The sequence below is a fragment of the Microbacterium sp. CBA3102 genome (assembly GCF_007954505.1).
GTDB lineage: Bacteria > Actinomycetota > Actinomycetes > Actinomycetales > Microbacteriaceae > Microbacterium > Microbacterium aurugineum.
In genome coordinates this window covers 2,694,539-2,720,708 of the sequence record NZ_CP042412.1, presented here as the reverse complement: position 1 = coordinate 2,720,708, position 26,170 = coordinate 2,694,539, and the positions used below count along the sequence as shown (strand labels likewise).

Genomic DNA, 26,170 nt, shown 5'->3' with positions numbered 1-26,170 from the left:
GAGCTCGGTCGCGACGCGGGGTCAGTCCGACCAGGGAAGGTCGTGGATCAACCCCAGCGCATCGGCGAGCAGGGCTTCCGGGGTACCCCGGCCGGCCCCCTGCTCGGCCCAGACCCGCAGCGACGAGAAGACGGCCGCGGCGTGCGCGGCGCCGAGGATGTCGGCACGCACCGCATCGACCCCGGAACCGCGAGCCGCGCGCGACACCCCTGCAGAGAGCTTCGCCAGACGCAGACCGGTGTCGCGAACGAGTTCGTCCTCGAGCCCCATGGCGGCCGCGTTACGGAGCGCGAGAGCCAATGCATCGGGCGCGAAGTCTCGGACGACGAGCAGAAGGATGCCACGGACGGCTCCCCCCGTCGCGCGCGTCCCGAGCTCTTCGAGGGACTCGAGTGCGTCCTCGATCCGCTCGTCGACGCCCGACCACAGGACGTCGCTCTTCGAAGTGAAGTAATTGAAGAAGCTCGATCGGCTCACGCCTGCGCGCTGAGTGATGTCGGCCACCGATGTGCCGTCGTACCCGCGTTCGAGGAAGAGCTCGCATGCGGCCTCCGCGAGAGTCTCGCGGGACGACGCCTTGGGGCGCCCTGCACGGCCGGTGGAGCTCATGCTCTCACGCTACCGCGCGCGACCGGCATGCATCCGATGCGCCTCGTCGGGAGTATTGTTAGACCCAATCCAACTAATCGATGATGGGAGACGTTCATGCTGGACATCCTCACGCCGGGACTGGCTCCGGACCTCGTGCCGTACGCCGACGGGTGGGAGCTGCAGCGCCGCATTCACCCCGAGGTGGTGGACGGAAGTCGACCGGACACGCTGATCCTGCTCGAGCACGAGGCGGTCTACACCGCCGGCAAGCGCACCGAGCCGCACGAACGCCCTCAGGACGGCACACCCGTCATCGACGTCGACCGCGGGGGGAAGATCACCTGGCACGGACCCGGCCAGCTCGTCGGGTATCCCATCGTCCGGCTCCCCGAACCGATGGACGTCGTCGCGCACGTGCGGCGGCTGGAACGCATCCTGATCGACGTGCTCCGCCCTCTCGGAGTGGACGGGTACCAGGTCGACGGACGGAGCGGCGTCTGGGTTCGTCGCCCGCTCTCGGAGGACAAGGTCGCGGCCATCGGCGTGCGAGTGCAGCAGGGCGTCACGATGCACGGTTTCGCGATCAACTGCGACAACAGCCTCGTGGGGTTCCGCGGGATCATCCCGTGCGGCATCACCGATGCCGGAGTCACCACCGTGAGCGAGATCGTCGGAGCCGACGTCTCCCCCGCCGACGTCATCGATCACGTCACGACCGCCTTCCTCACCGAGTACGCAGGAGTTCCCGCATGACCGCCGCCCCCGAAGGACGCAAGCTCCTCCGATTGGAGGTCCGCAACGCCGAGACCCCCATCGAGCGCAAGCCCGAGTGGATCAAGACCAAAGCGAAGATGGGCCCCGAATACACGGCGCTGCACTCTCTCGTGAAGAGCGAGGACCTGCACACGGTGTGTCAGGAAGCCGGCTGCCCGAACATCTACGAGTGCTGGGAGGACCGGGAGGCGACGTTCCTCATCGGGGGCTCGCAGTGCACCCGCCGCTGCGACTTCTGCCAGATCGACACCGGCAAGCCCGACGCCTACGACACCGACGAGCCCCGCCGCGTCGCCGAGAGCGTCGTGCGCATGAACCTCCGCTACGCCACGGTGACGAGCGTCGCGCGGGACGACCTCCCCGACACGGGCGCCTGGCTCAACGCTGAGACCGTCCGGAAGATCCACGAGCTCAACCCGAACACCGGCGTCGAACTGCTCGCGAACGAGCACAACGCCGATCCGGCCTTCCTCGGGCAGATCTTCGATGCTCGCCCTGAGGTGTTCGCGCACAATGTCGAGACCGTGCCCCGCATCTTCAAGCGCATCCGTCCGGCGTTCCGCTACGAGCGCTCACTCGATGTGCTCACGCAGGCCCGCGACGCCGGTCTGATCACGAAGTCGAACCTGATCCTGGGGATGGGCGAGGAACCGGAGGAGGTCGTCCAGGCGTTGCACGACCTCCATGACGCCGGCTGCGACATCATCACGATCACGCAGTACCTGCGTCCGTCACCGCGCCATCACCCCGTCGCGCGCTGGGTGAAGCCGGCCGAGTTCGTGGAGTTCAAGGAAGAGGCCGAGCGCATCGGATTCCTCGGCGTCCTCGCCGGCCCCCTCGTGCGCTCGTCTTACCGTGCGGGTCGTCTGTGGGCACAGTCGATGGTGTCGAAGGGACGGGAGATCCCCGAGCACCTCGCGCACATCGCAGACAGCGCGGAACTCGGTTTCGCGCAGGCCGTCTGACCACGCCCGGGTCGCAGGCGCCACCCGCGGCGGTGGCGCCTCAGTCGGCGCTCATCACCGACTGGACGGAACCGTTCGAGCCGAGGTTCACGAGCAGGACATCGTCGGACGAGCTGTCGTCCAAGGCGTACTCGAGCACGGCGAAGGGTTCCGAACCGCCGTGCTCGTCGGCCAGGATCGTCATGCTCATCAGTCGGAGCGAGCGGATGATGTCCACCGCGGCGTCGCCCGACACATCGACGAGGACGTCAGGGAGGTCATCGCCGTAGGCCTCCTGCTGCTGCAGGATGTACTCGGTCACCTCGCTGGTGCGATCGTCCACCTCGGCCAGCATGCCGCGACGTGCCGTCCCGTCCACGTTCTCGAGGCCGGCGATGAGTCCGGCGGCAATGTCGAGCGCGTCGGCGGACACATCATCCTGGTCCGGCGCGGTCAGATCGACGGTGACGCTCTGGTCACCGAGCTCCACGGTCTCCGACCAGAAGATCGAGCCGTCGGGGCCCGAGGACAGGAGTCCGAAGTAGTCGTGTTCGATCGCCATAACGCTATGAAACCAGCCTCGTGCTCACGGCGGTAGTCCCGTCCTCAGCCGACCAGGGATTGGACGAAGACATGAGGCGTGAAACCGGTGAGATCGTCGATCCCCTCCCCCTGCCCGAGGAGCTTGACAGGGATGCCGGTGCGCTCTTGAACGGCCAGCACGAACCCGCCCTTGGCCGAGCCGTCGAGCTTGGTGAGGACGAGCCCCGTGACGCCCGCGTGCTCGAGGAAGGCCTCTGCCTGCATCACGCCGTTCTGCCCGGTGGTCGCGTCGAGGACGAGAAGGACCTCGCTGATGGGCGCCTGCTTCTCGATCACCCGCCGCACCTTGGTGAGCTCGTCCATGAGACCGCCCTTGGTGTGCAGACGCCCGGCGGTGTCGATGATCGCGATCTCGATGCCTTCGCGCTTGGCGTACTCGACAGTCTGGAAGGCGACGGAGGCGGGATCCTGACCTTCCTGCTGAGGGCGGACGATCGCTGCACCCCCGCGCTGCGCCCACGTGGCGAGCTGATCGACCGCAGCAGCACGGAACGTGTCCGCCGCACCGACCACGACACTGCGCTGGTAGCCGCGGAGGAACTTCGTGAACTTGCCGATGGTCGTGGTCTTGCCGACGCCGTTGACCCCGACGACCAGCACGACGGCAGGACGCTCGGTGAGCTTGAGGGTGGTGTCGAACTTCGCGAAGTGCTCCTCCAGGGTCTCCCGCAGCATCCGCTGCAGGTCCTGGGGATCGGTGGTGCGGTACTTGTCGACCTTCGCACGCAGTTCCTCGACGACGCGCTCACTGATGTCGGGACCGAAGTCCGCGGTGATCAGCGCTGTCTCGAGGTCCTCCCACGTGGTCTCATCGATCGTGGGTTTGACGAACATGCCGCGCAGTGCGCGACCGAGTGACCAAGACTTCTCCGCCATCCCTCCAGCCTACGGGTAGCGCGGGCGAATCGACCGCGAAGCCGACCTCGATCGGTCAGACGGCGGCGGCCGCCCTGTCTCCGACCCGCTGCCCGACGACCGCAGACACGCCGTCCTGACGCATCGAGACACCGTAGAGCGCATCCGCGATCTCCATCGTGCGCTTCTGGTGGGTGATGATGAGCAGCTGGGAGCTCTCCCGCAGCTGCTCGAACACCGTGAGCAACCGCCCGAGGTTCGCGTCGTCCAGCGCGGCCTCGACCTCGTCGAGGATGTAGAACGGGCTCGGTCGCGCCTTGAAGATCGCCACGAGCAGCGCGACGGCGGCCAGCGAACGCTCACCGCCGGAGAGGAGCGACAGCCTCTCGATCTTCTTCCCGACCGGACGCACCGACACCTCGATGCCGGTCGTCAGCAAGTTGTCGGGATCGGTCAGCGAGATGCTCCCGGTCCCGCCCGGGAAGAGCAGCGGGAAGACCTGGCCGAAGGCCTCCTTGGTGTCTTCGAAGGCGCTCGCGAAGATCGTCTCCATCCGTTCGTCGAGGTCGGCGATGATCGTCCGGAGGTCCTCCCGCGTCTGCGTCAGGTCAGCGAGCTGCTCCGTGAGGAAGGCATGGCGCTGTTCGAGCGCAGCGAACTCCTCGAGCGCCAGAGGGTTCACCCTGCCGAGTTGCGCGAGCTTCCGCTCCGCCTCGGCCAGACGACGCTGCTGGATACGACGATCGAACGGGATGGCGGTGTCGTCGTGCGCGTCCTCGGCGGCCTGCTCCGTCCCCGGATCACGAGGAACCAGCTGATCGGGACCATATTCCGCAACGAGAATATCTTCGTCGAGCGACAGCTCGGACGACACCCGCTCGAGCAGGCTGCTCAGGTGCAGCTTCTTCTCGTGGATCTGCAGTTCGAGCCCGTGCACGCTCTCCGTCAGCCCCGCCAGGCGTTCCCGGAGCGACGTCTCCTGGGCACGCAGTGCGACGAGTTCCTGGTTCTGCGCCGACCGCACCGCCTCGGCTTCGGCGAGAGCGACACGGGCTTCGGTGACCGATCGGTCGAGCGAGTCGAGGATGCGCGGGAGTTCGTCGGCCACCCCGGAGGCAGCCTCGCGCTGAGCGCGACGGATCACGGCACGGCGTGCGGCTTCCGCCGCGGCATCCCGCTCCTGTTCGCGTTGCCGTTCGAGACTCGCCACCCTCGCCTGGGCGGCGCGCACCCGCTCACGCAGAGTCTCGATCTCGAGACGTGACCGCAGTTCTCCCTCCCGGGCGAGTTCGAGCGCCTCCAGGAGTCCGTCGCGAGCGGAAGCGTCGAGTACCGGGCGCGGTGTGGCGATCGCCTCGTCCAGTGCGGCTTTCGCATCGGTGGCCTTCGCCTCGGCGTCGGCAACGGCGGTCTGCGCCTGGGCGAGCCCCGTCTCGAGTCGTTCGCATTCGGCGACCGCGGACTCGTGCCGCACCGTGACCCGGTTCAGCTGCTCCGCATGCGTGGCGAGAGCGGCGTCGTGTTCGCGGAGAGCCCGCAGCGCATCCTTCGCCTGGCGCCGGGCCGTCTCCACCGCTTCGTTCGCATCCTCCCGAGCCTCACGGAGGGAGTCGACCACGATCTGGACCTCGGCGAGTCGTTCCGCTGCGGCATCCCGCTCCGCGGCGAGCTCGAGCCGTGAGCGCTCGCCTCCGGACCCGGTTCGCAGGGTGTGCGCCGTGATCACATCGCCACCGACAGTCACGATCGTCGTGGACGTGTCACCCGCCGTGTCGAGCGCTGTGCGCGCAGCACGAGCCGCATCCAGGTCGTTCGCGATGAGGACATGGGACAGGATGCCGAGAACACCATCGGGGGCGGTGACGGTCTCCACCGCAGGCGTGACACCGTCGATGGGTGCGACGACCACGGACCGGGGGGCAGGTACGTCCGCGACGACGAAGTCGACCACTCCCCGGCGATGCTCGGCCGCCTGCTCGGCCTGCGCGAAGGCATCGGCGGCGGTATCGATGAGCACGCCCTCGGCGAGCGGGCCCAGCACCGCCGCGATCGCTGCTTCGAAGCCGGCGCGGACCTGCACGGAGTCACCCACGAGCCCGCGCACGCCCCGACCGCCGGCTTCGACGACCTCTGCCGCTCCACCGGACAGCGCCAGTGCACTGCTCAGCGCGGCGGCCTTCGCCGTCAGAGCATCGACCTCACGCTCAGCGGTGTGCAGGCGCTCGCGCAGGGTCTCCCGTTCCGCTTCCGCCGCCGTGGAGGCGCGTTGGGCACTGTCGTACGCGGCGGCGTACTCGACGGCGGTGCCCTCGGGCGCCTCGGCATCGTCGATCGCCTCGAGCGCATCCGCGGCCTCCCGACGACGCATGTTCGCCGCTTCGAGCGCATTCTCCTGCCGGAGAACGGCCCCACGCACCGCGGCGAGGGCCGAGGAGGCCGCGTCGGCCGTGCCACGCAGCGCGGAGATGCGCATGTCGTACTCGGAGACCAGTGCGCTCTGCTCGGCGATGTCCACGTCGAGCGTGTCCAGTTCTGCGCGGGCCTGCACCACTTCGCGGCTCGCCGACGCGGCCGCGTCCTGCGCATCCCCCAGCCCCGCGGAGATCACGTCGATCTCTTCCTTCGCCTCGTCGATCGTGGCCTGAGTGACGGTGACCGTGGTGACGGCGGCGTCGTCCTCCTCCGATCCGAGCAACGCGAGGCGCTGATTCGCCAGCGTGTAGAGGCCGCGCATCCGCTCCTGCACCTGCTCCAGCCCGAAGGCGACGCTGCGCGCCTCGTCGACGGCGACCGAGTTCTGCTCGTGCTCGAGGCGCGCGATGCTCGCCCGCACCGTCTCCGCCTGGTCCGACAGCACCAGGCGTTCGGTGTGGCGTTCGTGCTCGGTGCGCGTGTGGTCGGCCAGAGCGGTGCGCAGAGCGACGACGTCGTCGGCGAAGATCCTCGCCTTGGCATCACGGACCACGGCGGCGATGGTCTGCGCCTCCCGCGCGATCTCCGCCTGGCGCCCCAGGGGTTTGAGCTGGCGCCGGATCTCTCCGGCGAGGTCGCTCAGACGGGTGAGATTGGTCTGCATGGCGTCGAGCTTGCGGAGGGTCTTCTCCTTGCGTCGCCGATGCTTGAGGATTCCGGCGGCCTCCTCGATGAAGCCCCGTCGATCTTCCGGGGAGGCCTGCAAGACCGTGTCCAGTCGTCCTTGACCCACGATCACGTGCATCTCGCGCCCCAGACCTGAGTCGCTCAAGAGCTCCTGCAGGTCGAGAAGACGGCAGCCCTCGCCGTTGATCGCATACTCGCTCGAACCGTTCCGGAACAGCGTGCGGCTGATCGTCACCTCGGCGTACTCGATCGGCAGAGCGCCGTCGGCATTGTCGATGGTGAGCTGCACCTCGGCGCGCCCGAGCGGACCGCGGGTCGAGGTGCCCGCGAAGATCACGTCCTCCATCTTGCCGCCGCGCAGGGTCTTCGCCCCCTGCTCCCCCATCACCCAGGCGAGAGCGTCGACGACATTGGACTTTCCGGAGCCGTTCGGACCGACGATGCAGGTGACACCGGGCTCGAACACGAAACTCGTCGGCTGCGCGAACGACTTGAACCCTTTGAGCGTCAGGCTCTTCAGATGCATGCGGGCACCGCTCGTCCGGGGAGAATCACGCGGCTACGCTACCGGAATTCCGGGCCGGAACGGTGATCCCGCGCGGATGCCCACGGAACCGGATGGGGTCGCGACACGCCGAGTCCGAGACGAGATGCTTGACGTCTCCGGCGCGCGTTCGCTACGGTGGCCTGCGGATCGCCACACGAAAGGAGGTTACCGATGATGATTCAGCTCAACGCACAGGCCACTGGCCTCGCCGCGCCCGCGCATTTCGCGCCGCGCCCTGCGTTCTCGGTAACCGCCGGCGTCCGCTCGAGCGCGCTCTGCTAGAACCGCACCCCGAGAATCCCGGCCCGTAGTGGGCCGTCTCCGGTCGGTCCTTCCGCGCCCCACCCTCTGATCTGCTCCAGATCACGGATCTTCCGCCGCCTTCGGCATCTGCGTCTTCGCAGGACCGAGGAGCCGCATCCCTCCGCACCGTCCCCGACTGCTTCGGCGGTCGGGCGTCGGTGCTTCCGCACCCCATCTCACCATCACTCACGAAGGAATCACCGTGAACACCACGTTGCACCGCAGCGTCTCCCACCCGCCCGATATCGAGGACCGTGAGGTCCTCCAGATCCCCCGTCCCGACGAACTGCGCCGCCTCTCGCTCGCGGATCGTCTCTCCCTCCGGATCGGCCTCTGGCTGTTCCAGAGGGCGCAGCGCCCGCAGCGACACCGCCGCGGCCTGTACATCGACCCGTCCGAGCTGTTCCTCCTCGGAGAGCAGCGCCACCGCTCCGCCGCCGAGTCGTCCGCCCTGCTGACGTTCGACATGCAGCGGGGGATGCGCTGACGGACGTCCGGCTGTGACAGCTCCCCCATCCCCCGCGCCGCATCCGCCCGTGCTCGTCACGGGCGGATGCGGGCACCCGCTCCACACACCGGCTCCCTCGGAAGCCCCACTCGAAGGAAAAGACATGACGACCATCGAACCGACGATCACCCCCCTGGTGGTGCCGGTCTCCCTGGACGGTGACGACGCCGCGGATTTCCGCGCATACGGCGAACTCAACCGGCGAATCTGCGACGAGCAGGTCGGTCTGCCCGATCTCGCTCCAGACGCCGCGCAGATGCTCCCGGACTGGCAGGACGACACCGATTCACTCGACCTCGGTTTCGTCGCACGCGTGGACGACGAGATCGTCGGGATGATCACGGTCTCCTTCGCGCAGGAGGCCGAGGCGCATGCGGCGGAGCTCGACCTGCTGGTGCCGGAAGCGCACTGGGGCCGGGGCGTCGAGGATGCCCTGCTCGCCCGCGCCGAAGCGGAAGCGCGTGCGCGTGGTCGGGGTCTTCTGCAGCTCTGGAGTCTCCACCGCCCGAAGGACGCCGACCGGATGCTCGTTCCGCGCACCGGGTGGGGTCGCATCCCGGCGACCCCGCTCTCCGACCTGGCCGAGGCGAACGGGTTCGTCCTGGAGCAGGTCGAGCGCAACAGCGAGTTCGACCTCCGGAGCGACCCTGCCCCCTTGCGCACCGCGCTGGACGACGCGCTCGCAGTGGCCAGAGCCGACTATCGCGTCATCGAGTGGAACATGCCCACCCCGCCGGAGCTGCGGGACGGCTTCGCCGGGGTCCTCGCGCGGCTGTCGACGGATGCGCCGAGCGGCGACATGGACTTCCCCGAGGAGGCCTGGGACGCGGAGCGCGTCGTGCGCCGCGAAGCGCGTCTCCTCGGTGCAGGTCAGGCCGTCTCGGTCGTCGCCGTCGAACACGTGTCGACCGGAGAGCTCGTCGCCTACAACGAGCTTCTCATCGCGGCCGACCGCACCGGGGTCACGCACCAGTTCGGCACTCTGGTCAGCAAGGACCACCGGGGGCATCGTCTCGGCACGATCGTGAAGTGTGCGAATCTGCTCCGCTGGCGGGAGTTGATGCCGGATTCCACCGTGGTCTCCACCTTCAACGCGGAGGAGAACCGGCCGATGCTGAACATCAATGAGGCGATCGGCTTCGTCCCGGTGTCGTACGCCGGCGGCTGGCAGCGCGCTCTCTGAGACACGTGCGGACCCGATCTCATTCGACGGGATGACCTCGGGTCCGCATCGTCATCCGCCAGACCGACGACCCAGGGCGGGGCGACGGAGAGGCTGGGATCATGAATGTTCCTGTGATCGAAGCCCACGCCCTCAGCAAGACCTTCGGGATGACCCGCGCACTCGCCGGTGTCGACCTCGCGATCGGTCGCGGCGAGTCCGTCGCGATCATGGGTGCCTCCGGTTCCGGCAAGACAACGCTCCTGCACGTTCTGGCAGGTATCACCGCGCCCGATGCGGGAAGTGTCGTCTTCCGTCCGGCCGAAGGCGCGCCGATCGAGGTCACCGCCCTCGGGGAGTCCGCCCGTTCCCGGCTCCGGCGCGAGCGGTTCGGCTTCGTCTTCCAGCAGGGACTCCTCATCCCGGAGCTCACGGCCGTGGAGAACGTCGCCCTCGCCTCCATGATCAACGGTGTCCGGCGACGGGATGCCGTCCCGCACGCGGCCTCCTGGCTCGCCGCGCTCGGGCTCGCCGGGATGGAAGAGCGTCGGATCGGCGAGCTTTCGGGCGGGCAGGCCCAGCGGGTGGCCATCGCCCGTGCGCAGGCCACCGGTGCAGAGCTGGTCTTCGCTGACGAACCGACCGGCGCTCTCGACTCGCAGACGTCGTCCGAGGTGATGGACGCACTCCTGTGGTCGACGACAGGTCAAGGGCGGACACTCGTCGTCGTGACCCACGACCCCGATGTCGCCGCGCGCTGCACCCGGACGATCGCCGTCCGCGACGGTCGCATCATCCCCTCGGCGGTGGCCGCGTGAACGGCAACGTCCTGTCCATGCTGCTGCGCCCTGCTCCCGGGCAGAACAGCGTGCTCGCGCTCCCGGTCATCGCGTTCGGTGTCGTGACGACGCTCGTCCTGACGGTGATCGGTGGAGCCCAGTCGTTCTGGGGGTGGTCCGATGACTACGCCCCTCTGTATCAGGCGCTCGCGGCGATCGCCCTCGTGCTTCTCGTCGTCCCACTGATGTCGCTCGGCGGCGCGGCGGCACGCCTGTCGGCGCGGCGCCGTGACGAACGACTCTCGACACTTCGCCTGCTGGGGGTCACCCCCGGTGGCGTCACCGTGGTCACGGTCGCCGAGTCTGCCCTCGTCGCCGCCGCCGGAGCACTCGCCGGTGTCCTCGGGCACCTCGCGATCAGCCCTCTGATCGGGCTCATCCCCTTCCGGGGCGAACCGCTCGGATTCGGCGCGGTCATCCTTCCACCGCCACTGATCGCCCTCGTCTTCGCCGGTGTGCTCGTGCTCGCGTCCGCGAGTGCGGTCATCGGCCTCCGTCGCGTCGTGATCTCACCACTCGGTGTCCGCACCCGCACGACCGTGTCGAGCGTGCACTGGATCCGCGCCCTTCTCGCTGCCGGCGCCATCGCCATCGCCTTCGCATTGATCACGGTGTTCCCGTCGATCGGCGGCTTCGTCATCACCGTCGTCGTCCTCGCCGGACTGTTCGGCGCCGCCCTGGCCGTCCTCAACGTGATCGGCCCCTGGGTTCTCAAGGTCTCGGCGTCCCGCCAGCTGCGTCGTGCCGAACAGCCCGAGCGGTTGCTCGCGGCACGCATCGTTCTCGACTCGCCGAAAGCGGCCTGGCGTCAGGTCGGCGGCATCGCGATGGCGAGCTTCATGGCCGTGTTCGCAGGCACCGGCGTCGCGCTGATGAATGTGATGACGAGCGCGGATGCATCCGCCGCCGACTTCGCCCTCGCCCGTGATATCCGCACGGGTCTCATCATCACGTTGATCGGCTCGTTCCTCATGGTCGCCGCCTCCGTCGGAGTCAATCAGGCATCGGACGTGCTCGACCAGCGGGAGCTGCATCGAAGCCTCCATCACCTGGGCATGCCGGTGGAGACGGTGGATCGTGCCCGCCGTCGCGCGATCATGTCTCCCCTGCTCGTCACGGCGCTCGGCTCGGCTCTGATCGCGGCACTCCTGGTGTTCCCGCTCGTGGGGATCGCGGTGATCACGGCGCCCGTGTCGGTGCTGACGATCAGCGCTGTGGTCGGTGTCGGCATCGCCCTCGTGTGGGCCAGCACCTGGGCGACGCGTCCGCTCCTGCGAAAGGCGTTCCGGACCGCGTGACGCGAAGAGTTCAGCGCCGACGCTGGCAGGACGGGCAGAAGTGCGACGAGCGGTTCATGAACGAGGCTGCGGGTAAGCGAGTGCGACCTTGCTGAGCATCGCCTCCGACTGTTCAGGCCACCTGCAGCCGACTATCGCCGGCGACATACTCGATGACAAGGTCTCCGCCGACAGCTTCGATGTACTTCCGGACTGTGCCGACGCGCGCGCTGTCGAGATCGCCGTTCTCGATCTTCGAGACCTGACGCTGACCAACGCCGATACGTTCAGCGAGCTGCGCCTGGCTGAGTCCGAGTTGCTCACGGAGTTCGCGCAGCCGGTACGCCCGCACCTCGCCCAGCATGCGCTCTTTGTGTATGTCGACACGTGCACGGTTCGCAGGACGCTTCTCGAGCAGCTGCTCCGGGGTAAGAGCCATCGTGATCACTTCCTCTTGGTCTCGTCGTTCTCTGTCTTCTTCAGCTGGGCCAGATGCTCCGTGAACCGAGCGTCTGCGATCGGAATGCTCTCCCGGTACCAGTTCTTCCAGTTGCCGGCCTTGTCCCCGGCGACCAGCAAGATCGCCTGTCGCTGGGGATCGAAGGCGAACAGCACCCTCAGCTCCGACGCACCGGATGAGCCCGGACGAAGCTCCTTCATGTTCTTGTACGCGGACCCCTTCACCGTGTCGACAATGGGGCGTCCCAGCTGCGGGCCGTGGTCCTGGAGGAGCTCGATGGCGGCAATGACCTGGTCGTACGTGTCGTCATCCAGTTTCATCAGCCAAGCCTCGATCACCCCAAGGTCGACGGTCCACATACCCGACACTCTAGACCCTCCAGGGTCTATGAACAACGATACGCTCCGACATCGGCGGCCCGGCTTCGCTATCGATCCGATGGCGCGCCCTCGACGGAGGGCCCACGACGAGTGACTGGCAGGCCTCAACGCTCTCCGACGCCGCACCGGTGTGACGAGAAGCGAGGCCGTAGAGAATCGTGAACTGCGCAAGTGGGTGAGAACTATCGTCGTCGCTGGCAGGACGGGCAGAAGTGCGACGAGCGGTTCATGAACGACACACGACGGATACTCGTGCCGCATCGTGCGCAGGGTTCTCCCTGTCGCCCGTAGGCGTTGAGGGAGTGAGCAAAATAACCCGCCTGACCGTTGACGTTGACGTACTGGGCGTCGAAACTCGTCCCGCCCTCGGCAAGCGCCTTCTCCAGCACGCTGCGCACTTCGGCCAGCAGTCTGCGCACCGACGGCGTCGACAGGCGGGCCGCGGGGGTCTCGGGGTGGATGCGCGCCGCCCAGAGGGACTCGTCGGCGTAGATGTTGCCGATACCGCTCACCACGCCCTGATCGAGGAGGACCCGCTTGATCGCGCTGCCACGCCGGGCGAGCGCCGCGCGGAAGGCGTCGTCATCGAAGCGGCGGTCGAGCGGGTCGCGGGCGATGTGGACGACTTGGGTCGGAATCCTCGAGCCGCCGTCGTCTACCAGGGCGTCGACCGCGAGCGAGCCGAAGGTGCGTTGGTCTGCGAACACGATCGCGAGTTCGCCATGTTCGGGATGCTCGATGCCGATGCGCACACGTTCGTGTCGCTCCGCGGTAGCCTCCGGTGCGCGCAGGAGCATCTGCCCACTCATCCCCAGGTGCGCGATCAACGCGGAGTCGTCATCATCGAGCGGAAGCCAGAGGAACTTCCCCCGGCGAGAGGCCGCCGCGAAACGTCGCCCCTCGAGCCGGGCGACGAAGTCCTCGGCGCCGGCGGAGTGCCGCGTGAGCGCGCGTTCATCGAACACGCTCACCGAGGTGATCAGGGATCCGACAGCGGCCGGCGCGAGGCCGGCGCGGACGACCTCGACTTCAGGGAGCTCAGGCACGCGCGCTGAGCGTGCGCCAGGCGCTGAGGGCGGCCGCCATCTCCGCGGTCTTCTTGCTGCTGCCGGTGCCGGTCATGGTCACGTCACCGACGACAACGGTCGCCGTGAAACGACGGTCATGATCGGGACCGCTCGCCTCGATCGAGTACTGGGGCGGCGTCGCACCGACGCGGGCGGCGAGTTCCTGCAGACTCGTCTTGGGATCCATCGCCGCGCCGTAGCGCTCCGGGTCGGCGAGCAGCGGCTTCGTGAGACGCAGCACGAGTTCCGTGGCCGCATCCGGTCCTGCGGAGAGATAGGTGGCCCCGATCACCGCTTCCATGGTGTCGGCGAGGATCGAATCCTTGTCGCGACCACCGGTCTGCTCTTCTCCGCGTCCGAGCAACAGGTGACTGCCGAGATCGATCCCCCGCGCCACCTCTGCAAGCGCGACGGTCGAGACGACGCTCGCACGTCGCTTCGCCAGCTCACCCTCGTCGAGGTCCGGGTGCGTGGTGAACAGCATGACGGTCACCGCCTGCCCGAGCACCGAGTCGCCGAGGAACTCCAGGCGCTCGTTGTGCGGTATCCCGCCGTGCTCATACGCGTAGGAGCGGTGGGTGAGGGCCAACCCCAGAAGCTCCGCGTCGATCTCGACGCGGAGCTTATCTGGGAGAGGTCTCGTCCCCCCGGGGACCTCCGTCACGGTACGCGACTCAGACGTCGGCGACCTTGCGGCCCTTGTACTCCAGGAAGAGCTCGGTGCCCTGCGAGTCGGTGACGACCTTCGCCTGGTGCGGACGGCTGTAGACGACCTGACCGTTCTCGATGGTCTTGACGAGGGCGACGGGAGCCGCCTTCCACTGCGCGCGGCGCGAGCGGGTGTTCGAACGGGAAACCTTGCGCTTCGGGGGGTTACCAGCCATGACTAGCTCTCTTCTTTCTCGGCGGCGCGAGATTCTTCCGCGCCGTCTTGGTCTGTGATGTTCTGGAGCGCACTCCATCGAGGATCGATGGGAGCCACCTGCTCCGTTCCGGTGTTCACGGCCAGTCGCTCACCCGTTTTCGGGTCGAGACCCGGGCAATCCGGCTGACACACCGGCTGAAAAGGAAGCGACAATACGGCCGCATCCCTGACGAGAGTTTCAAGATCCACGTGGTCGTCTTGAACCTCGAAGTCAGTTTCTTCCTCACCAGGATACGCGAAAAGCTCCTGGAACTCGACTTCGACGGGCCGGGCGATGTCGATCAGGCATCTGCCGCAGACGCCGACGTATTCTGCATCGGCCGTTCCGGACACGAGAATCCCCTCGTGAACGGACTCCAGCCGCACGTCGAGGGCCATCTCGGAGCCGGCTTCGAACGTCACGATGCCCTCTCCCCATGCCTCTTTGAGAGCCACGGAGAACTCGTGTTCACGCATCTCCCCCGGTCGCCGGACGATGTCGCGGACGGGGAGCACGAAGGGACCGTTCATTCGAGAGCGCACTCCGCCATGCTACCCGGGTCGTCCCAGGGTCGCGCCGAGCCTGTACTCAGGAACGGCGGTCAGATTCCGCGGGCCCCCGTGTCGAGGAAGTCGGCAACCGCCGGCGGAACGAACGGTGCGACGTCGCCGCCGAGCGAAGCGACCTGACGCACCAGGGAGCTCGAGACCATCGCATGCGAGGGATCGGGCAGCAGGAACACGGTCTCGATGCCGGCGAGGTGCCGATTGACGATCGCCATCGGGGACTCGTACGCGACGTCGATCTGGGAGCGGATGCCCTTCACGAGCACACCGGCGCCGACATCGCGCGCATAGTCGACCAGCAGACCCATGGTCCATGACCCGATCACGATGTTCCCCGACATCCCGTCGTCGGCGATCGAACGCTCCAGCAGCGACAGGCGCTGTGCGATCGGGAGCATCGCCTCCTTGCCCGGGTTGTGCACCACGAGCACGTGGAGCTCGTCGTACAGGGCCGCGGCCCGACGGATCACATCGAGATGACCCAGGGTCGGCGGATCGAAGGAACCCGGGACGACGGCGATCCTGCTGCTCATGCCACCAGCCTAGGGCACCTCGCGCGCACCTCAGTTCTTCGCGAGCGCCGCACGGTCCTCGTCACTCACGCGGCGGGCGATGGCCTCACGCAGACCCGGATGCGCGTCGAGAGCAGGATCGGCCACGAGGATCGTCTCGGCCAGTTCACGCGCTCGGGTGATGAGACCCGCATCCTTCACGACACGGAGGAGCTTCAGCGAGGAACGCACCCCGGCTTGCGCCGCGCCGAGCACATCGCCCTCGCCGCGCAGTTCCAGATCGACCTCTGCCAGAGCGAACCCGTCGAGCGTCGCCGCGACCGCGTCGACGCGATCCCGCGCGAGGGAGCCGGATTCCGCTTCGGTGACCAGCAAGCAGAGACCAGGCACGCCGCCACGGCCGACGCGCCCTCGCAGCTGATGCAACTGGGACACACCGAACCTGTCGGCATCGAGCACGATCATCGTCGATGCATTCGGCACATCGACGCCGACCTCGATGACCGTGGTCGCCAGGAGCAGATCGATGTCACCGCGCGCGAACGCCTGCATCACCGCATCCTTCTCTTCCGAAGGCATCCGGCCGTGGAGCACGGCACGACGGATCCCGCCGAGCGTCGGATGCGTCGCCAGCGCCTCATCGAGCTGCACCACCCCCCACCGGGGGCCGGAGGCCCCATCGGGGGCGAGAGGCGGCTGTTCACCGGCCTCCGCGGTCTTCTTGGCGGTATCGATCGCGGCGCACACGGCGAAGACCTGGCGGCCCTGCGCGATCTCCTCTGCCGCGCGCTCCCAGACCCGGTTGAACCATCCCGGGTGCTCGGCCAGCGGTGCCACGAAGGACTCGATGCCTGCACGGCCGGCCGGCATCGTCCGGATGACCGAGGTGTCGAGGTCGCCGAACACCGTCATCGCCACCGTTCGCGGGATCGGCGTCGCCGTGAGGACCAGTGCGTGTGGACTCGACCCCTTGGCGCGGAGTGCCTCACGCTGTTCGACGCCGAAGCGGTGCTGCTCATCCACCACCACGAGACCGAGATCGGCGAAGGTGGTCTTCTCCCCCAGCAAGGCGTGCGTGCCGACCACGATGAGCGCCTGACCCGAGGCGACCCGGAGGGCGGCCTTGCGTCTCTCGGCAGCAGGAAGCTGCCCGGTCAGCAGCGTGGGCATCAGCAGCGGTGCCAGTTCCGGGCCCAGCATCTTCGCGATCGAACGCAGATGTTGGCCGGCCAGAACTTCGGTGGGGGCGATCAGAGCGGCCTGGCCTCCGCTCTCGGCGACCTGCAGCATCGCACGCAGCGCGACGAGGGTCTTACCTGAACCGACCTCACCCTGGACGAGCCGGTTCATCGGCCAGGATCCCATCAGGTCGGCCGCGATCTGCGCGCCGACCGTCTCCTGATCGGGCGTCAGCGTGTAGGGCATCGCCGCGTCGAAGCGCTCCAGGAGTCCGCCGGGACCGGCCGGACGGGTCGTCGCCGAGAGCGCCCGGACCGCATCCCGTTGCTGCAGGAGCGCCGTCTGCATTGTGAGAGCCTCATGCATCCGGAGAGTGCGGACCGCCGGATCGATGTCGTTGCGCGTCCGCGGGCGGTGGATACGTTCGAGCGCCTCGCCGGCCGTGAGCAGCTCCTCGCTCTCGCGAATATCCTTGGTCAGCGGGTCGGGCACCTCGGCGAGGTCGTCCAGCACCCGTCCGATGAGCCGGGCGATCTGCCAGGTCTGGATCGTCGAGGTGGCCGGATAGATCGGGATGGGAACAGCCGCACGCGCGTCTGCGCTCCGCCGCGCGGAGTCTTCATCGTCGAAGAGCTCGTACTCCGGATGCGCGAACTGCGTCACTCCGTTGAACTCTCCGACCTTTCCGGAGAAGACTCCCCGCCGTCCGACGGCGAGATCTTTGGAGCGCCATTCCGCGGCCCCGACATTCTTCGCGAAGAACGTGAGCGACATGCGTCCGATGCCGTCTCCGATCACCACGTCGACCATGGCTCCCGGACGATTGCGCATGCGCCGGAAGCTCGATGAGAGCACCTCTGCCACGATGGTCACCGTCTCCCCGAGCGGCAGATCGCGGATCGGGGTGAGCTCACCCGGGTCGGCGTACCGGCGCGGGTAGTGCGACAGGAGGTCACCGACGCTCTGCATGGCGAACGCACGACCGAGCGTCTTGGCAGACGCCGCGCCGAGCGCGTCCTCCAGCGAGGAATCGAGCGAGAGCGACATGCTCCGAGTCTAGGGAACCCGACCGACACCGGCTGTACCGCTGCTGTCGTATCGTGAACGGGTGACGAGGATCATCGCGGGCAGAGCCAGGGGCACTCGACTCGAGGTACCCGGTGCGGGAACGCGCCCCACCAGCGACCGTGTGCGTGAGTCGCTCTTCGGCGCGCTCGAGTCACTGAGTGCCATCGACGGAGCCCGGGTCCTCGACCTGTATGCAGGATCCGGTGCTCTCGGCCTCGAATCGCTGAGCCGGGGCGCGGCGTCGGCGGAGTTCGTGGAGCGCGGACGGCAGGCTGCCGCGATCGTGCGTCGCAATGCCGCGGCCGTGGCGAAGGCCGGCGGCATGGCGCCGGGCCATGTGCACGAGGGCGCGGTCCGCACGTTCCTGCAGCGGGCGACCGGCCCCTTCGATCTGGTCTTCAGCGATCCGCCGTACGACCTCGACGATGCCGCGATGACAGCGGATCTCGTCGCGCTCGCGCCGCTCCTGTCCCCCGATGCCGTCGTCGTGGTCGAACGTGCACGCCGATCCACGCCACCGGACTTTCCCGCCGCCGGCCTCGACCTGTTCCGGGAGAAGACCTACGGCGACACCGCGCTCTGGTGGGCCGAGCCCCGGGCGGACGACGAGCCGAAGACGTCCGACGCTCAGCCCGAGACCGAGTCCCAGTCGCGATAGGGGTCCCACCCGCTGACCTCGACCGGCGAACCGTCGCACAGCAGGTCCTCCTCGCCGCGCGGAAGCACCCGTCCGATCGCACGGAAGCCCGGCGGAAGCGCGTCCGCGGGGAAAGTCGCGAGCAGCGCATGGTCCTCGCCACCGGCGATCGCACGCTCGGGGTCATCACCGAGCGTCGCGCGGTCGAGCGCGATGGTGACCTCGGAGGCCGCAGCCATCCGCCGGGCGTCGAGGGCGAGCCCGTCCGACACATCCATCATCGCGCTGGCGCCGGCCGCTGCGGCGACCGCACCGAGTCCGATCGGCGGAGAGGGGCGCAATTGCGCGGCCACCGCCGCGCTCTCCCCTGCGGCGAGCATCGCCGGGTCGACCGCCACCGGCACGTCTCCGTCACGAAAGCGTCCGAACAGCACCGCCAGTCCGTGAGCGGCGTGACCGAGTTCTCCCGCCACCGCGACGACGTCGCCAGGACGCGCCCCGCTGCGGGTCACCGGCGCTCTGCTTTCGAGATCTCCGAGCGCCGTCACTGCGACCGTCAGCACATCCGACACCGTCAGATCCCCTCCGACGACCGCACAACCGGGCGCAAGGGCGTCACAGGCGTCCCGGAAGCCGTCTGCGAGCCTTTCCACGAAGGAGAGTCGGAGATCGACGGGCACGGCCAACGCCACGAGGAGTGCCGTCGGACGTGCGCCCATCGCAGCGACATCCGCCAGATTCACGGCCGCGGCCTTCCAGCCGAGGTCGTACCCGCTCGACCAGGCAAGGCGGAAGTCGGGTCCGTGCACCAGGGTGTCGGTCGTCGCGACCACACTGCCCGAGGGGGTCGCGACGACCGCGGCGTCGTCCCCCGGGCCGATGAGGGCGTGCGAGGCGGAAGACGTTCGGCTCAGGATCGCATGGAGGATGCGTCCTTCGGAGACATCGCCGAGGCGTGGATCGTCGGCGTCGGGTCGGGAGGGCATGCTGTCAACGGTAGCCTGGAAGCATGCCTCGTTCCCGTCGCCTCGCTGCCCTCGCAGGCGCGGTGACCCTCTCCGCCGCCCTCTCCGGTTGCGCGACGACCGTGCACCTCGAACCGGCCGACGATGCGAACAATCCCGCATGCGCCTCGGTGTCGGTCCTGCTGCCCGACAACGTCGCCGGTCTCGACCGCGTGTGGACGGATGCCCAGGCCACCGGCGCGTGGGGTGAGCCCACCGCGGTCGCGCTGCGCTGCGGCGTCGAGCCGCCGGCTCCCTCCGCCCTCGTGTGCACCACGCTGGGGGGCGTCGATTGGCTGGTCCTCGAGCAGGAGGAGGAACGTCAGCGCCTCGTCACCTACGGCCGGGATCCCGCGGTCGAGCTGAACATCCGGCGCGGCGAGCAGATCGACTTCCAGTCGATCGTGGACTCGATCTCGCAGAGCATCCAGTCCGGGCTCGCCCCGGCCACGGCGAAGTGCACCGATCGGGTCGAGTTCCCCGCGAGCTGATCGCCACGGGGAACTCGATGTTCAGCGGCGGAGGCCCGCTTCGACCAGCTCGGTGATCAGTTCGCCGTAGCTCAGCCCCGAGGCGACCCAGCATTTCGGGAACATCGAGATCGGCGTGAAGCCGGGCATCGTGTTCAGCTCGTTGACGACCAACTCGCCCGTCGGGGTCAGGAACATGTCGACCCGGGCGAGTCCCCGGCCGTCCACCGCGTCGAACGCGCGGATACCCGCCTGCTGGATCGCTGCGGTCTCGGCATCGGTCAGCTCCGCCGGGCACACGACATCGACGCCGTCGCCGCCGAGGTACTTGCCCTCGAAGTCGTAGAAGCCGCGGGACGTCAGCACGATCTCGCCCGGCAGAGACGCCCGGACCCCGTCGGCGCCCTCGAGGACAGCGACTTCGATCTCACGGCCGCTCACGCCGGTCTCGATCAGCACCTTGTCGTCTTCCGCGAAGGCCACGGCCAGCGCGGCGTCGAGCTCTTCCGCGGTGTCGACCTTCGACACGCCCACGCTCGAACCGGCGCGCGCCGGCTTCACGAACAGCGGCAGGCCGAGCGCGGCGGCACGGCGGCGCACGTCCGCGGCGTCCCCGTCCCAATCCCGGCGGCGCACGGTCACCCACGGAGCGACGGCGATGCCCGCGGCCTGGAGGGCGATCTTCATGAAGTGCTTGTCCATGCAGAGCGCGGAGTCGAGCACGCCGCCGCCCGCATACGGGACCTCGAGGGTGTCGAAGTAGCCCTGGATCGTGCCGTCCTCGCCGTGCGGTCCGTGCAGGATGGGCAGCACCACATCGATCTCGCCGAAACCTTCGACCGAGCCGTCCACCTGCACGACGCGCAGTGTGCGGTCGCCACCCGGCTCCGGCCACAGCACACGAGTGCCGTTGTCGACGACCTCCGGGAGATGCGCGGCATCCAGCGGGAACTTCGCGGGATCGTCGTCTTCCAGCACGAATGCACCCTCGCGGGTGATGCCCACCGGGATCACGGCATACCGGTCGCGATCAATCGCTCCCAGCACGCCCCCCGCCGTTGCGGAACTGATCGAATGCTCGCTGGAGCGCCCGCCGAAGAGCACCACCACCGTCTGCTTGTCCATGGTTGGTCCTCTCACCCTGCGGGGTGTCGTCGTCCGTCGTCAGGTGGGGTGCGATGTCCCGCGGATCCATCTTGCCGTCGAGCACCATCTTCACCTGCTCGACGATGGGCATGTCGACCTCGGCTTCGCGCGCGAGCTGCAGGATCGGAGCGACGGAGGCGAGGCCTTCCGCCGTCTGCTGCATCTGCTTCACGACGTCCTGGAAGCTGTACCCCTGGCCGAGCAGGCGTCCCGCCGTGTTGTTCCTGCTCAGCGGCGACTGGCACGTGGCGATCAGGTCGCCGAGACCGGCCAGGCCCTGGAGCGTCTCCGGATGCGCACCGTTGGCCACCGCGAAGTCCGTCATCTCGACGAGTCCGCGCGTGATGATCGATGCCTTCGTGTTCTCCCCGTACCCGACGCCGTCGACGATGCCGATGGCGACCGCGATCAGGTTCTTGAGGACGCCGCCGAACTCCGTGCCGATCACGTCGGTGTTCACGAAGGTGCGGAAATACTGGTTGCGAGCCGCGCGCGCGACGACATCGGCCGTCTCTTGACTGCGGGAGGAGATCACGGCTGCGGTGGGCTGCTCCCGCGCGATCTCCAGTGCGAGGTTCGGCCCCGATGCCACGGCGATGCGGTCGGGATCGCAGCGGAGTTCCTGCTGGATCACCTGGCTCATGCGCAGACCCGTGCCGCGTTCGACGCCCTTCATGAGGCTGATGACCTTGGTGTCGCTGTCGGCGAGCAACGGGCGCAGCGCCTTCAGGTTCTCGCGGAGCGACTGGCTCGGCACCGACAGGTATACCTGTTCCACGCCGTCGAGCGATGTCGCGAGTTCGTGGGTGGCCGCCATCGTCCGCGGGAGATTGATGCCCGGGAGGTAGCGTGAATTGCGCTTGGCCTCGTTGATCTCGTGCGCGAGTTCTGCACGCCGGGCCCACATCGTGACGTGTGCGCCGCCGTCGGCGAGGATCTTGCCGAAGGTCGTCCCCCAGCTGCCGGCGCCGATCACCGTGACGCGCGGTCCGCTCGGAACGGTTCTCTTAGGAGTCAAGGCGCCCGGTCTCCTTCTGGCCGTGGTTCGCGGGGTTCCATCGCTCCGCCGGGGCCTTCTCGTCTCGAAGCTCCTCGAGCAGAGCGGTGATGGCGTTCATGAGTCGATCGGTGGCTTCATTGAGGGCAGCAGGCTCGCCCGCACGTTCACGCAGATCCGCGACATCGACCGGATCTCCGATGAGCACGCGGACCGGCTTGCGCAGCGGCCAGAGGCTGAGACCCTTCTGATAGCGCCCCATGATCGCCTGGGTTCCCCACTGGGCCATCGGGATCAGCGGGATGCCGTCGGCGAGTGCCAGACGCACCGCGCCCGACTTGCCGCGCATCGGCCACAGCTCGGGATCACGTGTGAGCGTGCCCTCGGGGTACACGATCACACCCCGACCGTGCTCGACGAGCTCTTCCGACTGCTTCATCGTCTGCCGAGCGGACGCGGCCGAGGAAGTGCGAGCGACCGGGATCATCCCGGTGCGGCGCAGGAACCAGCCGAGCACCGGCACCCTGAAGAGGCTTTCCTTGGCCATGAAGCGCGGCGCACGACCGGCGCGCCAGACGGCGACGGCGACGATGAGCGGATCGAACTCCGAGTAGTGGTTCGGGGCCAGCACGAACGAGCCCTCACGCGGCAGCTTCTCCGCCCCGCGGACGCGGATCTTCGCGATCAGGGAGACCGGAGGGATCACCAGCGCCGCGAGCGGCCAGAAGATGCTCGGGCGCTTCGTCTCCGATGATCGGGACGCCACCTCGGTCACCGGATGACGTCGAAGTCGGCGCCGAGCGCGTCGAGCTTGGCGAGGAACTTCTCGTAGCCGCGGCTGAGGATGTCGACGCCGGACACCTTCGACTCCCCGGTGGCGGTCAGCGCCGCGATGACGTGGCTGTAGCCGCCGCGAAGGTCGGGGACCACGATGTCAGCGCCGTGCAGCGGCGTGGGGCCGGTGACGACGGCAGCCTGCTCGAGGTCGCGACGCGGGACCCGACGCGGGCCGTCCTGGAGACCCCGGGGGTGGACGACGATGTCGGCGCCCATCTTGACCAGCGCATCGGTGAAGCCCATCCGGTTCTCGTACACGGTCTCGTGAACGACGGAGCGACCGTGTGCCTGGGTGAGCGCGACGACCAGCGGCTGCTGCCAGTCGGTCATGAAGCCGGGGTGAACATCGGTCTCGATCACGACGGGCTTGATCTCGCCGTCGCGACGGAACAGGATGCCGTCTTCCTGGATGTCGAACCAGCCGCCCGCCTTGCGGAAGACGTTGAGGAACGTCAGCATCTCCTGCTGCTTGGCGCCGCCGACGAAGATCTCGCCGTCGGTGGCCAGCGCGGCGGAGGCCCAGGATGCCGCCTCGTTGCGGTCGAAGATCGACCGGTGGTCGTAGCCGCGGAGCTTCTCGACGCCCTCAATCACGATGACGCGGTTCGGCTCGTAGGAGATGATCGCGCCCATCTTCTGCAGCACGGCGATCAGGTCCATGATCTCGGGCTCGATGGCTGCGTTGCGCAGCTCCGTGACCCCCTCGGCGCGGACGGCCGTGAGCAGAACCTGCTCGGTCGCGCCGACGCTCGGGTACGGGAGATGGATGTTGGCGCCGTGCAGACGCGTTCCCCCGGTCGAGAGGCGGATGCCGCTGGGGAGCTTCTCGACGATCGCGCCGAACTTGCGCAGTGCGTCCAGGTGGAAGTCGATGGGGCGGTCGCCGATGCGGCACCCGCCGAGGTCGGGGATGAACGCCTGTCCGAGACGGTGCAGCAACGGGCCGCAGAACAGGATCGGGATACGGGAGGCCCCCGCGTGCGCGTCGATCTCCTCGAAGTGTGCGGACTCCACGTCGCTGGGGTCGAACACGAGCGAGCCGGGCTCGTCGCCCTCGGAGACCCTGACGCCGTGCACCTCGAGCAGCGAACGCACGACGGCGACATCGCTGATGGCGGGGACGTCGCGCAGCGTGCTGACCGTCTCGCCGAGGAGGGACGCGACCATGGCCTTCGTGGCCAGGTTCTTCGCGCCCTTGACGTCGACACGGCCGCGGAGCGGACGTCCGCCTCGAATGGCGAGGACGTCTCCGGTGAGTGCAGGGACTCCGTCCGGAAGAGCGTCGCGCACAGGTGTCGTCATTCGGAGCCTCACTTCATTTACGGATTTCGGGGGCGGGTTGCCCCTGGCTCCCCGCCCCCACCGTCTACTGAACGGGAAGGGTCTGTGGCCGCCACGACTCGCGACGGGCCTCGAACTGCGCGATCTTGTCTTCGTTGCGCAGCGTGAGCCCGATGTCATCGAGCCCTTCGAGGAGCCGCCATCTAGTGTAATCGTCGATCCCGATGTCGGCCTGGACGTCGCCGATGGACGCCGTCCGCGCCTCGAGGTCGACGGTCATCGACACCCCGGGATTCCGGTCGATCTCGGCCCAGAAACGCTCGAGATCCTCTTCGGAGATGGTCGCCGCGAGGAGGCCCTGCTTGCCGGAATTACCGCGGAAGATGTCGGCGAAACGAGGGCTGAGCACGACCTTGAAGCCGAAGTCGCGCAGGGCCCAGACCGCGTGCTCACGGCTGGAGCCGGTGCCGAAGTCGGGTCCGGCGAGAAGCACGGACGCGCCCTGGAACGCCGGCTGGTTGAGGACGAACTCCGGGTCCTGGCGCCATCCGTGGAACAGCGCATCCTCGAAGCCGGTCTTGGTGACCCGCTTGAGGAAGACGGCGGGGATGATCTGGTCGGTGTCCACGTTCGAGCGCTTCAACGGCGCCGCGATGCCGGTGTGAGTGGTGAACTTCTCCATGATTCAGAACCCTTCGGTCAGATCGCTCGGGCTGGACAGCGTGCCACGGATCGCGGTGGCGGCGGCGACGAGCGGCGACACGAGATGTGTGCGCCCTCCCTTGCCCTGACGGCCCTCGAAGTTGCGGTTGGATGTGGAGGCGCAGCGCTCCCCCGGCGCGAGCTGGTCGGGGTTCATGCCCAAGCACATCGAGCAGCCGGCGAAGCGCCACTCCGCTCCGAAGTCCTTGATGACCTTGTCCAAGCCCTCCGCCTCGGCCTCCAGGCGCACCCGCGCGGATCCGGGGACCACCATGACGCGGACGCCGTCCGCCTTCTTCTTGCCTTCGATGACCGAGGCGAAGGCGCGCAGGTCCTCGATGCGACTGTTCGTGCACGACCCCATGAAGACCGCATCCACCGGCACTTCCTTGAGCGGCGTGCCGGGGGTCAGGTCCATGTACTCCAGCGCACGCTCCGCCGCGGCGCGTTCGTTGGGATCGACGATCTGCGCCGGGTCCGGCACGGAGGCGGACAGCGAGCTTCCCTGACCGGGGTTGGTCCCCCAGGTCACGAACGGTTCGAGCTCGTCGGCGTCGATGAACACCTCGGCGTCGAACGTCGCGCCCTCGTCGGTCGGCAGCGTGCGCCAATAGGCGACCGCGTCCTCCCAATCCTGGCCCTTGGGCGCGTGCGGGCGCCCCTCGAGGTACGCGAAGGTCGTCTCGTCAGGGGCGACCATGCCTGCGCGCGCACCGGCCTCGATCGACATGTTGCAGATCGTCATGCGCCCCTCCATCGAAAGGGCGCGGATCGCGCTGCCGCGGTACTCGAGCACGTAGCCCTGTCCGCCACCCGTGCCGATCTTCGCGATCACCGCAAGGATGATGTCCTTCGCCGTGACCCCGGGACGCAGCGTCCCGTCGACGTTGATCGCCATCGTCTTGAACGGCTTGAGCGGAAGCGTCTGCGTGGCCATGACGTGCTCGACCTCGCTCGTGCCGATACCGAACGCCATCGCACCGAACGCCCCGTGGGTCGAGGTGTGCGAATCTCCGCAGACCACCGTGATCCCCGGCATGGTCAGACCGAGCTGCGGCCCGACGACGTGCACGATGCCCTGCTCCGCGTCACCGAGTGAATGCAGACGCACACCGAACTCCGCCGCGTTGCGTCGCAGGGTCTCGATCTGCGTGCGGCTGGTGAGGTCGGCGATCGGCTTGTCGATCTCCCAGGTCGGCGTGTTGTGGTCCTCGGTCGCGATCGTGAGGTCGAGCCGGCGCAGCGGTCGTCCTTCGGTGCGCAGCCCATCGAAGGCCTGGGGGCTCGTCACCTCGTGCACGAGGTGCAGGTCGATGTAGATCAGGTCGGGCTCGCCGTTGTCGCCCTTGACGACCAAGTGGTCGTCCCAGACCTTCTCGGCGAGTGTCCTGCGGCGTGACGGATCAGCACTGTGTGCGGGGGTGGTCATTGCGTGTCTCCTGTGGCTGACGGTTCGG

The 26,170-nt window shown here is 68.1% G+C and carries 27 protein-coding genes; 8 read left to right on the top strand and 19 right to left on the bottom strand.

Going from position 1 to position 26,170, the window contains the following annotated elements:
- Nucleotides 1–21: 21 nt before the first annotated feature.
- Complete coding sequence (locus tag FGL91_RS12960; RefSeq protein WP_131490937.1) at nucleotides 22–609, bottom strand: TetR/AcrR family transcriptional regulator; 588 nt, start codon at nucleotides 607–609, stop codon at nucleotides 22–24.
- Nucleotides 610–705: 96 nt separating this feature from the next.
- On the opposite strand from FGL91_RS12960, the gene lipB reads away from it, so the two are divergent.
- Together lipB and lipA are read left to right on the top strand one after the other, a co-directional pair.
- On the top strand, nucleotides 706–1,344 hold the full coding sequence (lipB, locus tag FGL91_RS12955; RefSeq protein WP_131490936.1) for a lipoyl(octanoyl) transferase LipB: 639 nt from the start codon (nucleotides 706–708) through the stop codon (nucleotides 1,342–1,344).
- Nucleotides 1,341–2,330 carry a lipoyl synthase gene (gene lipA / locus FGL91_RS12950; RefSeq protein ID WP_153243997.1) on the top strand — a complete coding sequence of 330 codons (990 nt, stop codon included), beginning with the start codon at nucleotides 1,341–1,343 and terminating at the stop codon, nucleotides 2,328–2,330. The genes lipB and lipA overlap by 4 nt, the downstream gene beginning before the upstream one ends.
- Before the next feature lie 40 nt (nucleotides 2,331–2,370).
- Here the strand turns inward: lipA and FGL91_RS12945 are convergent, their stop codons facing one another.
- From FGL91_RS12945 to smc, 3 genes are read right to left on the bottom strand one after another with little or no spacing between them, the layout of a single operon-like run.
- Nucleotides 2,371–2,871: a DUF2004 domain-containing protein gene (locus tag FGL91_RS12945; RefSeq protein WP_153243996.1), complete on the bottom strand. Its 501-nt coding sequence runs from the start codon at nucleotides 2,869–2,871 to the stop codon at nucleotides 2,371–2,373.
- A gap of 44 nt (nucleotides 2,872–2,915) precedes the next feature.
- Nucleotides 2,916–3,788, bottom strand: coding sequence for a signal recognition particle-docking protein FtsY (gene ftsY / locus FGL91_RS12940; RefSeq protein WP_047523393.1), 873 nt, complete (start codon nucleotides 3,786–3,788; stop codon nucleotides 2,916–2,918).
- A gap of 55 nt (nucleotides 3,789–3,843) precedes the next feature.
- On the bottom strand, nucleotides 3,844–7,392 hold the full coding sequence (gene smc, locus FGL91_RS12935) for a chromosome segregation protein SMC (RefSeq protein WP_153243995.1): 3,549 nt from the start codon (nucleotides 7,390–7,392) through the stop codon (nucleotides 3,844–3,846).
- 526 nt (nucleotides 7,393–7,918) lie between these two features.
- On the opposite strand from smc, the gene FGL91_RS12930 reads away from it, so the two are divergent.
- From FGL91_RS12930 to FGL91_RS12915, 4 genes are all read left to right on the top strand, one after another.
- Nucleotides 7,919–8,203: a hypothetical protein gene (locus FGL91_RS12930; protein WP_047523395.1), complete on the top strand. Its 285-nt coding sequence runs from the start codon at nucleotides 7,919–7,921 to the stop codon at nucleotides 8,201–8,203.
- A 124-nt stretch (nucleotides 8,204–8,327) separates the two neighbouring features.
- Nucleotides 8,328–9,407 (top strand): GNAT family N-acetyltransferase, encoded by a 1,080-nt coding sequence (locus tag FGL91_RS12925; protein WP_131490932.1) that lies wholly within the window; start codon nucleotides 8,328–8,330, stop codon nucleotides 9,405–9,407.
- A gap of 101 nt (nucleotides 9,408–9,508) precedes the next feature.
- Nucleotides 9,509–10,204, top strand: a complete 696-nt coding sequence (locus tag FGL91_RS12920) for an ABC transporter ATP-binding protein (protein ID WP_131490931.1) — start codon at nucleotides 9,509–9,511, stop codon at nucleotides 10,202–10,204.
- A complete protein-coding gene (locus tag FGL91_RS12915; RefSeq protein ID WP_131490930.1) occupies nucleotides 10,201–11,523 on the top strand; it encodes an FtsX-like permease family protein in 1,323 nt (440 codons plus the stop codon). Before FGL91_RS12920 ends, FGL91_RS12915 begins: the two co-directional genes overlap by 4 nt.
- A gap of 112 nt (nucleotides 11,524–11,635) precedes the next feature.
- Here FGL91_RS12915 and FGL91_RS12905 read toward each other — a convergent pair whose 3' ends face one another.
- The 8 genes from FGL91_RS12905 to FGL91_RS12870 form a co-directional block, all read right to left on the bottom strand.
- Nucleotides 11,636–11,941, bottom strand: coding sequence for a helix-turn-helix domain-containing protein (locus FGL91_RS12905; protein WP_131490929.1), 306 nt, complete (start codon nucleotides 11,939–11,941; stop codon nucleotides 11,636–11,638).
- Between the two features lie 5 nt (nucleotides 11,942–11,946).
- Nucleotides 11,947–12,321 (bottom strand): type II toxin-antitoxin system RelE/ParE family toxin, encoded by a 375-nt coding sequence (locus tag FGL91_RS12900; protein ID WP_131490928.1) that lies wholly within the window; start codon nucleotides 12,319–12,321, stop codon nucleotides 11,947–11,949.
- 203 nt (nucleotides 12,322–12,524) lie between these two features.
- Nucleotides 12,525–13,388 (bottom strand): bifunctional DNA-formamidopyrimidine glycosylase/DNA-(apurinic or apyrimidinic site) lyase, encoded by an 864-nt coding sequence (mutM, locus tag FGL91_RS12895; RefSeq protein ID WP_047523958.1) that lies wholly within the window; start codon nucleotides 13,386–13,388, stop codon nucleotides 12,525–12,527.
- Nucleotides 13,381–14,073, bottom strand: coding sequence for a ribonuclease III (rnc, locus tag FGL91_RS12890; RefSeq protein WP_047523957.1), 693 nt, complete (start codon nucleotides 14,071–14,073; stop codon nucleotides 13,381–13,383). Before rnc ends, mutM begins: the two co-directional genes overlap by 8 nt.
- Before the next feature lie 10 nt (nucleotides 14,074–14,083).
- A complete protein-coding gene (gene rpmF / locus FGL91_RS12885) occupies nucleotides 14,084–14,293 on the bottom strand; it encodes a 50S ribosomal protein L32 (RefSeq protein WP_017830754.1) in 210 nt (69 codons plus the stop codon).
- Nucleotides 14,294–14,295: 2 nt separating this feature from the next.
- Complete coding sequence (locus tag FGL91_RS12880) at nucleotides 14,296–14,844, bottom strand: YceD family protein (RefSeq protein WP_047523956.1); 549 nt, start codon at nucleotides 14,842–14,844, stop codon at nucleotides 14,296–14,298.
- Nucleotides 14,845–14,915: 71 nt separating this feature from the next.
- A complete protein-coding gene (gene coaD, locus FGL91_RS12875; RefSeq protein WP_047523955.1) occupies nucleotides 14,916–15,413 on the bottom strand; it encodes a pantetheine-phosphate adenylyltransferase in 498 nt (165 codons plus the stop codon).
- 30 nt (nucleotides 15,414–15,443) lie between these two features.
- Nucleotides 15,444–17,618, bottom strand: a complete 2,175-nt coding sequence (locus tag FGL91_RS12870; RefSeq protein WP_153243994.1) for an ATP-dependent DNA helicase RecG — start codon at nucleotides 17,616–17,618, stop codon at nucleotides 15,444–15,446.
- A 61-nt stretch (nucleotides 17,619–17,679) separates the two neighbouring features.
- Between FGL91_RS12870 and rsmD the strand changes: the two genes are divergently transcribed.
- A complete protein-coding gene (gene rsmD / locus FGL91_RS12865; protein WP_131490924.1) occupies nucleotides 17,680–18,297 on the top strand; it encodes a 16S rRNA (guanine(966)-N(2))-methyltransferase RsmD in 618 nt (205 codons plus the stop codon).
- On the opposite strand, the gene thiL is transcribed toward rsmD, so the two are convergent.
- Nucleotides 18,267–19,262 carry a thiamine-phosphate kinase gene (gene thiL / locus FGL91_RS12860; RefSeq protein ID WP_153243993.1) on the bottom strand — a complete coding sequence of 332 codons (996 nt, stop codon included), beginning with the start codon at nucleotides 19,260–19,262 and terminating at the stop codon, nucleotides 18,267–18,269. The genes rsmD and thiL overlap by 31 nt on opposite strands.
- Nucleotides 19,263–19,285: 23 nt before the next feature.
- Here thiL and FGL91_RS12855 point away from each other — a divergent pair, with 23 nt between their 5' ends.
- A complete protein-coding gene (locus tag FGL91_RS12855) occupies nucleotides 19,286–19,771 on the top strand; it encodes a DUF3515 family protein (RefSeq protein WP_134353636.1) in 486 nt (161 codons plus the stop codon).
- Nucleotides 19,772–19,792: 21 nt separating this feature from the next.
- On the opposite strand, the gene FGL91_RS12850 is transcribed toward FGL91_RS12855, so the two are convergent.
- The 6 genes from FGL91_RS12850 to leuC all read right to left on the bottom strand — a co-directional run bounded on the left by FGL91_RS12850 (nucleotide 19,793) and on the right by leuC (nucleotide 26,142).
- Complete coding sequence (locus FGL91_RS12850) at nucleotides 19,793–20,875, bottom strand: D-alanine--D-alanine ligase family protein (protein ID WP_153243992.1); 1,083 nt, start codon at nucleotides 20,873–20,875, stop codon at nucleotides 19,793–19,795.
- Entirely contained in the window at nucleotides 20,781–21,914 is a 1,134-nt protein-coding gene (locus tag FGL91_RS12845) for an NAD(P)H-dependent glycerol-3-phosphate dehydrogenase (protein WP_153243991.1), read from the bottom strand. The genes FGL91_RS12850 and FGL91_RS12845 overlap by 95 nt, the downstream gene beginning before the upstream one ends.
- Entirely contained in the window at nucleotides 21,904–22,668 is a 765-nt protein-coding gene (locus FGL91_RS12840) for a lysophospholipid acyltransferase family protein (protein ID WP_047523948.1), read from the bottom strand. Before FGL91_RS12840 ends, FGL91_RS12845 begins: the two co-directional genes overlap by 11 nt.
- Nucleotides 22,665–24,032, bottom strand: coding sequence for a UDP-N-acetylglucosamine 1-carboxyvinyltransferase (gene murA, locus FGL91_RS12835; RefSeq protein ID WP_131490919.1), 1,368 nt, complete (start codon nucleotides 24,030–24,032; stop codon nucleotides 22,665–22,667). Before murA ends, FGL91_RS12840 begins: the two co-directional genes overlap by 4 nt.
- Before the next feature lie 64 nt (nucleotides 24,033–24,096).
- Nucleotides 24,097–24,693 carry a 3-isopropylmalate dehydratase small subunit gene (leuD, locus tag FGL91_RS12830; RefSeq protein WP_153243990.1) on the bottom strand — a complete coding sequence of 199 codons (597 nt, stop codon included), beginning with the start codon at nucleotides 24,691–24,693 and terminating at the stop codon, nucleotides 24,097–24,099.
- A 3-nt stretch (nucleotides 24,694–24,696) separates the two neighbouring features.
- A complete protein-coding gene (gene leuC / locus FGL91_RS12825) occupies nucleotides 24,697–26,142 on the bottom strand; it encodes a 3-isopropylmalate dehydratase large subunit (protein ID WP_047523945.1) in 1,446 nt (481 codons plus the stop codon).
- Nucleotides 26,143–26,170 lie beyond the last annotated feature (28 nt).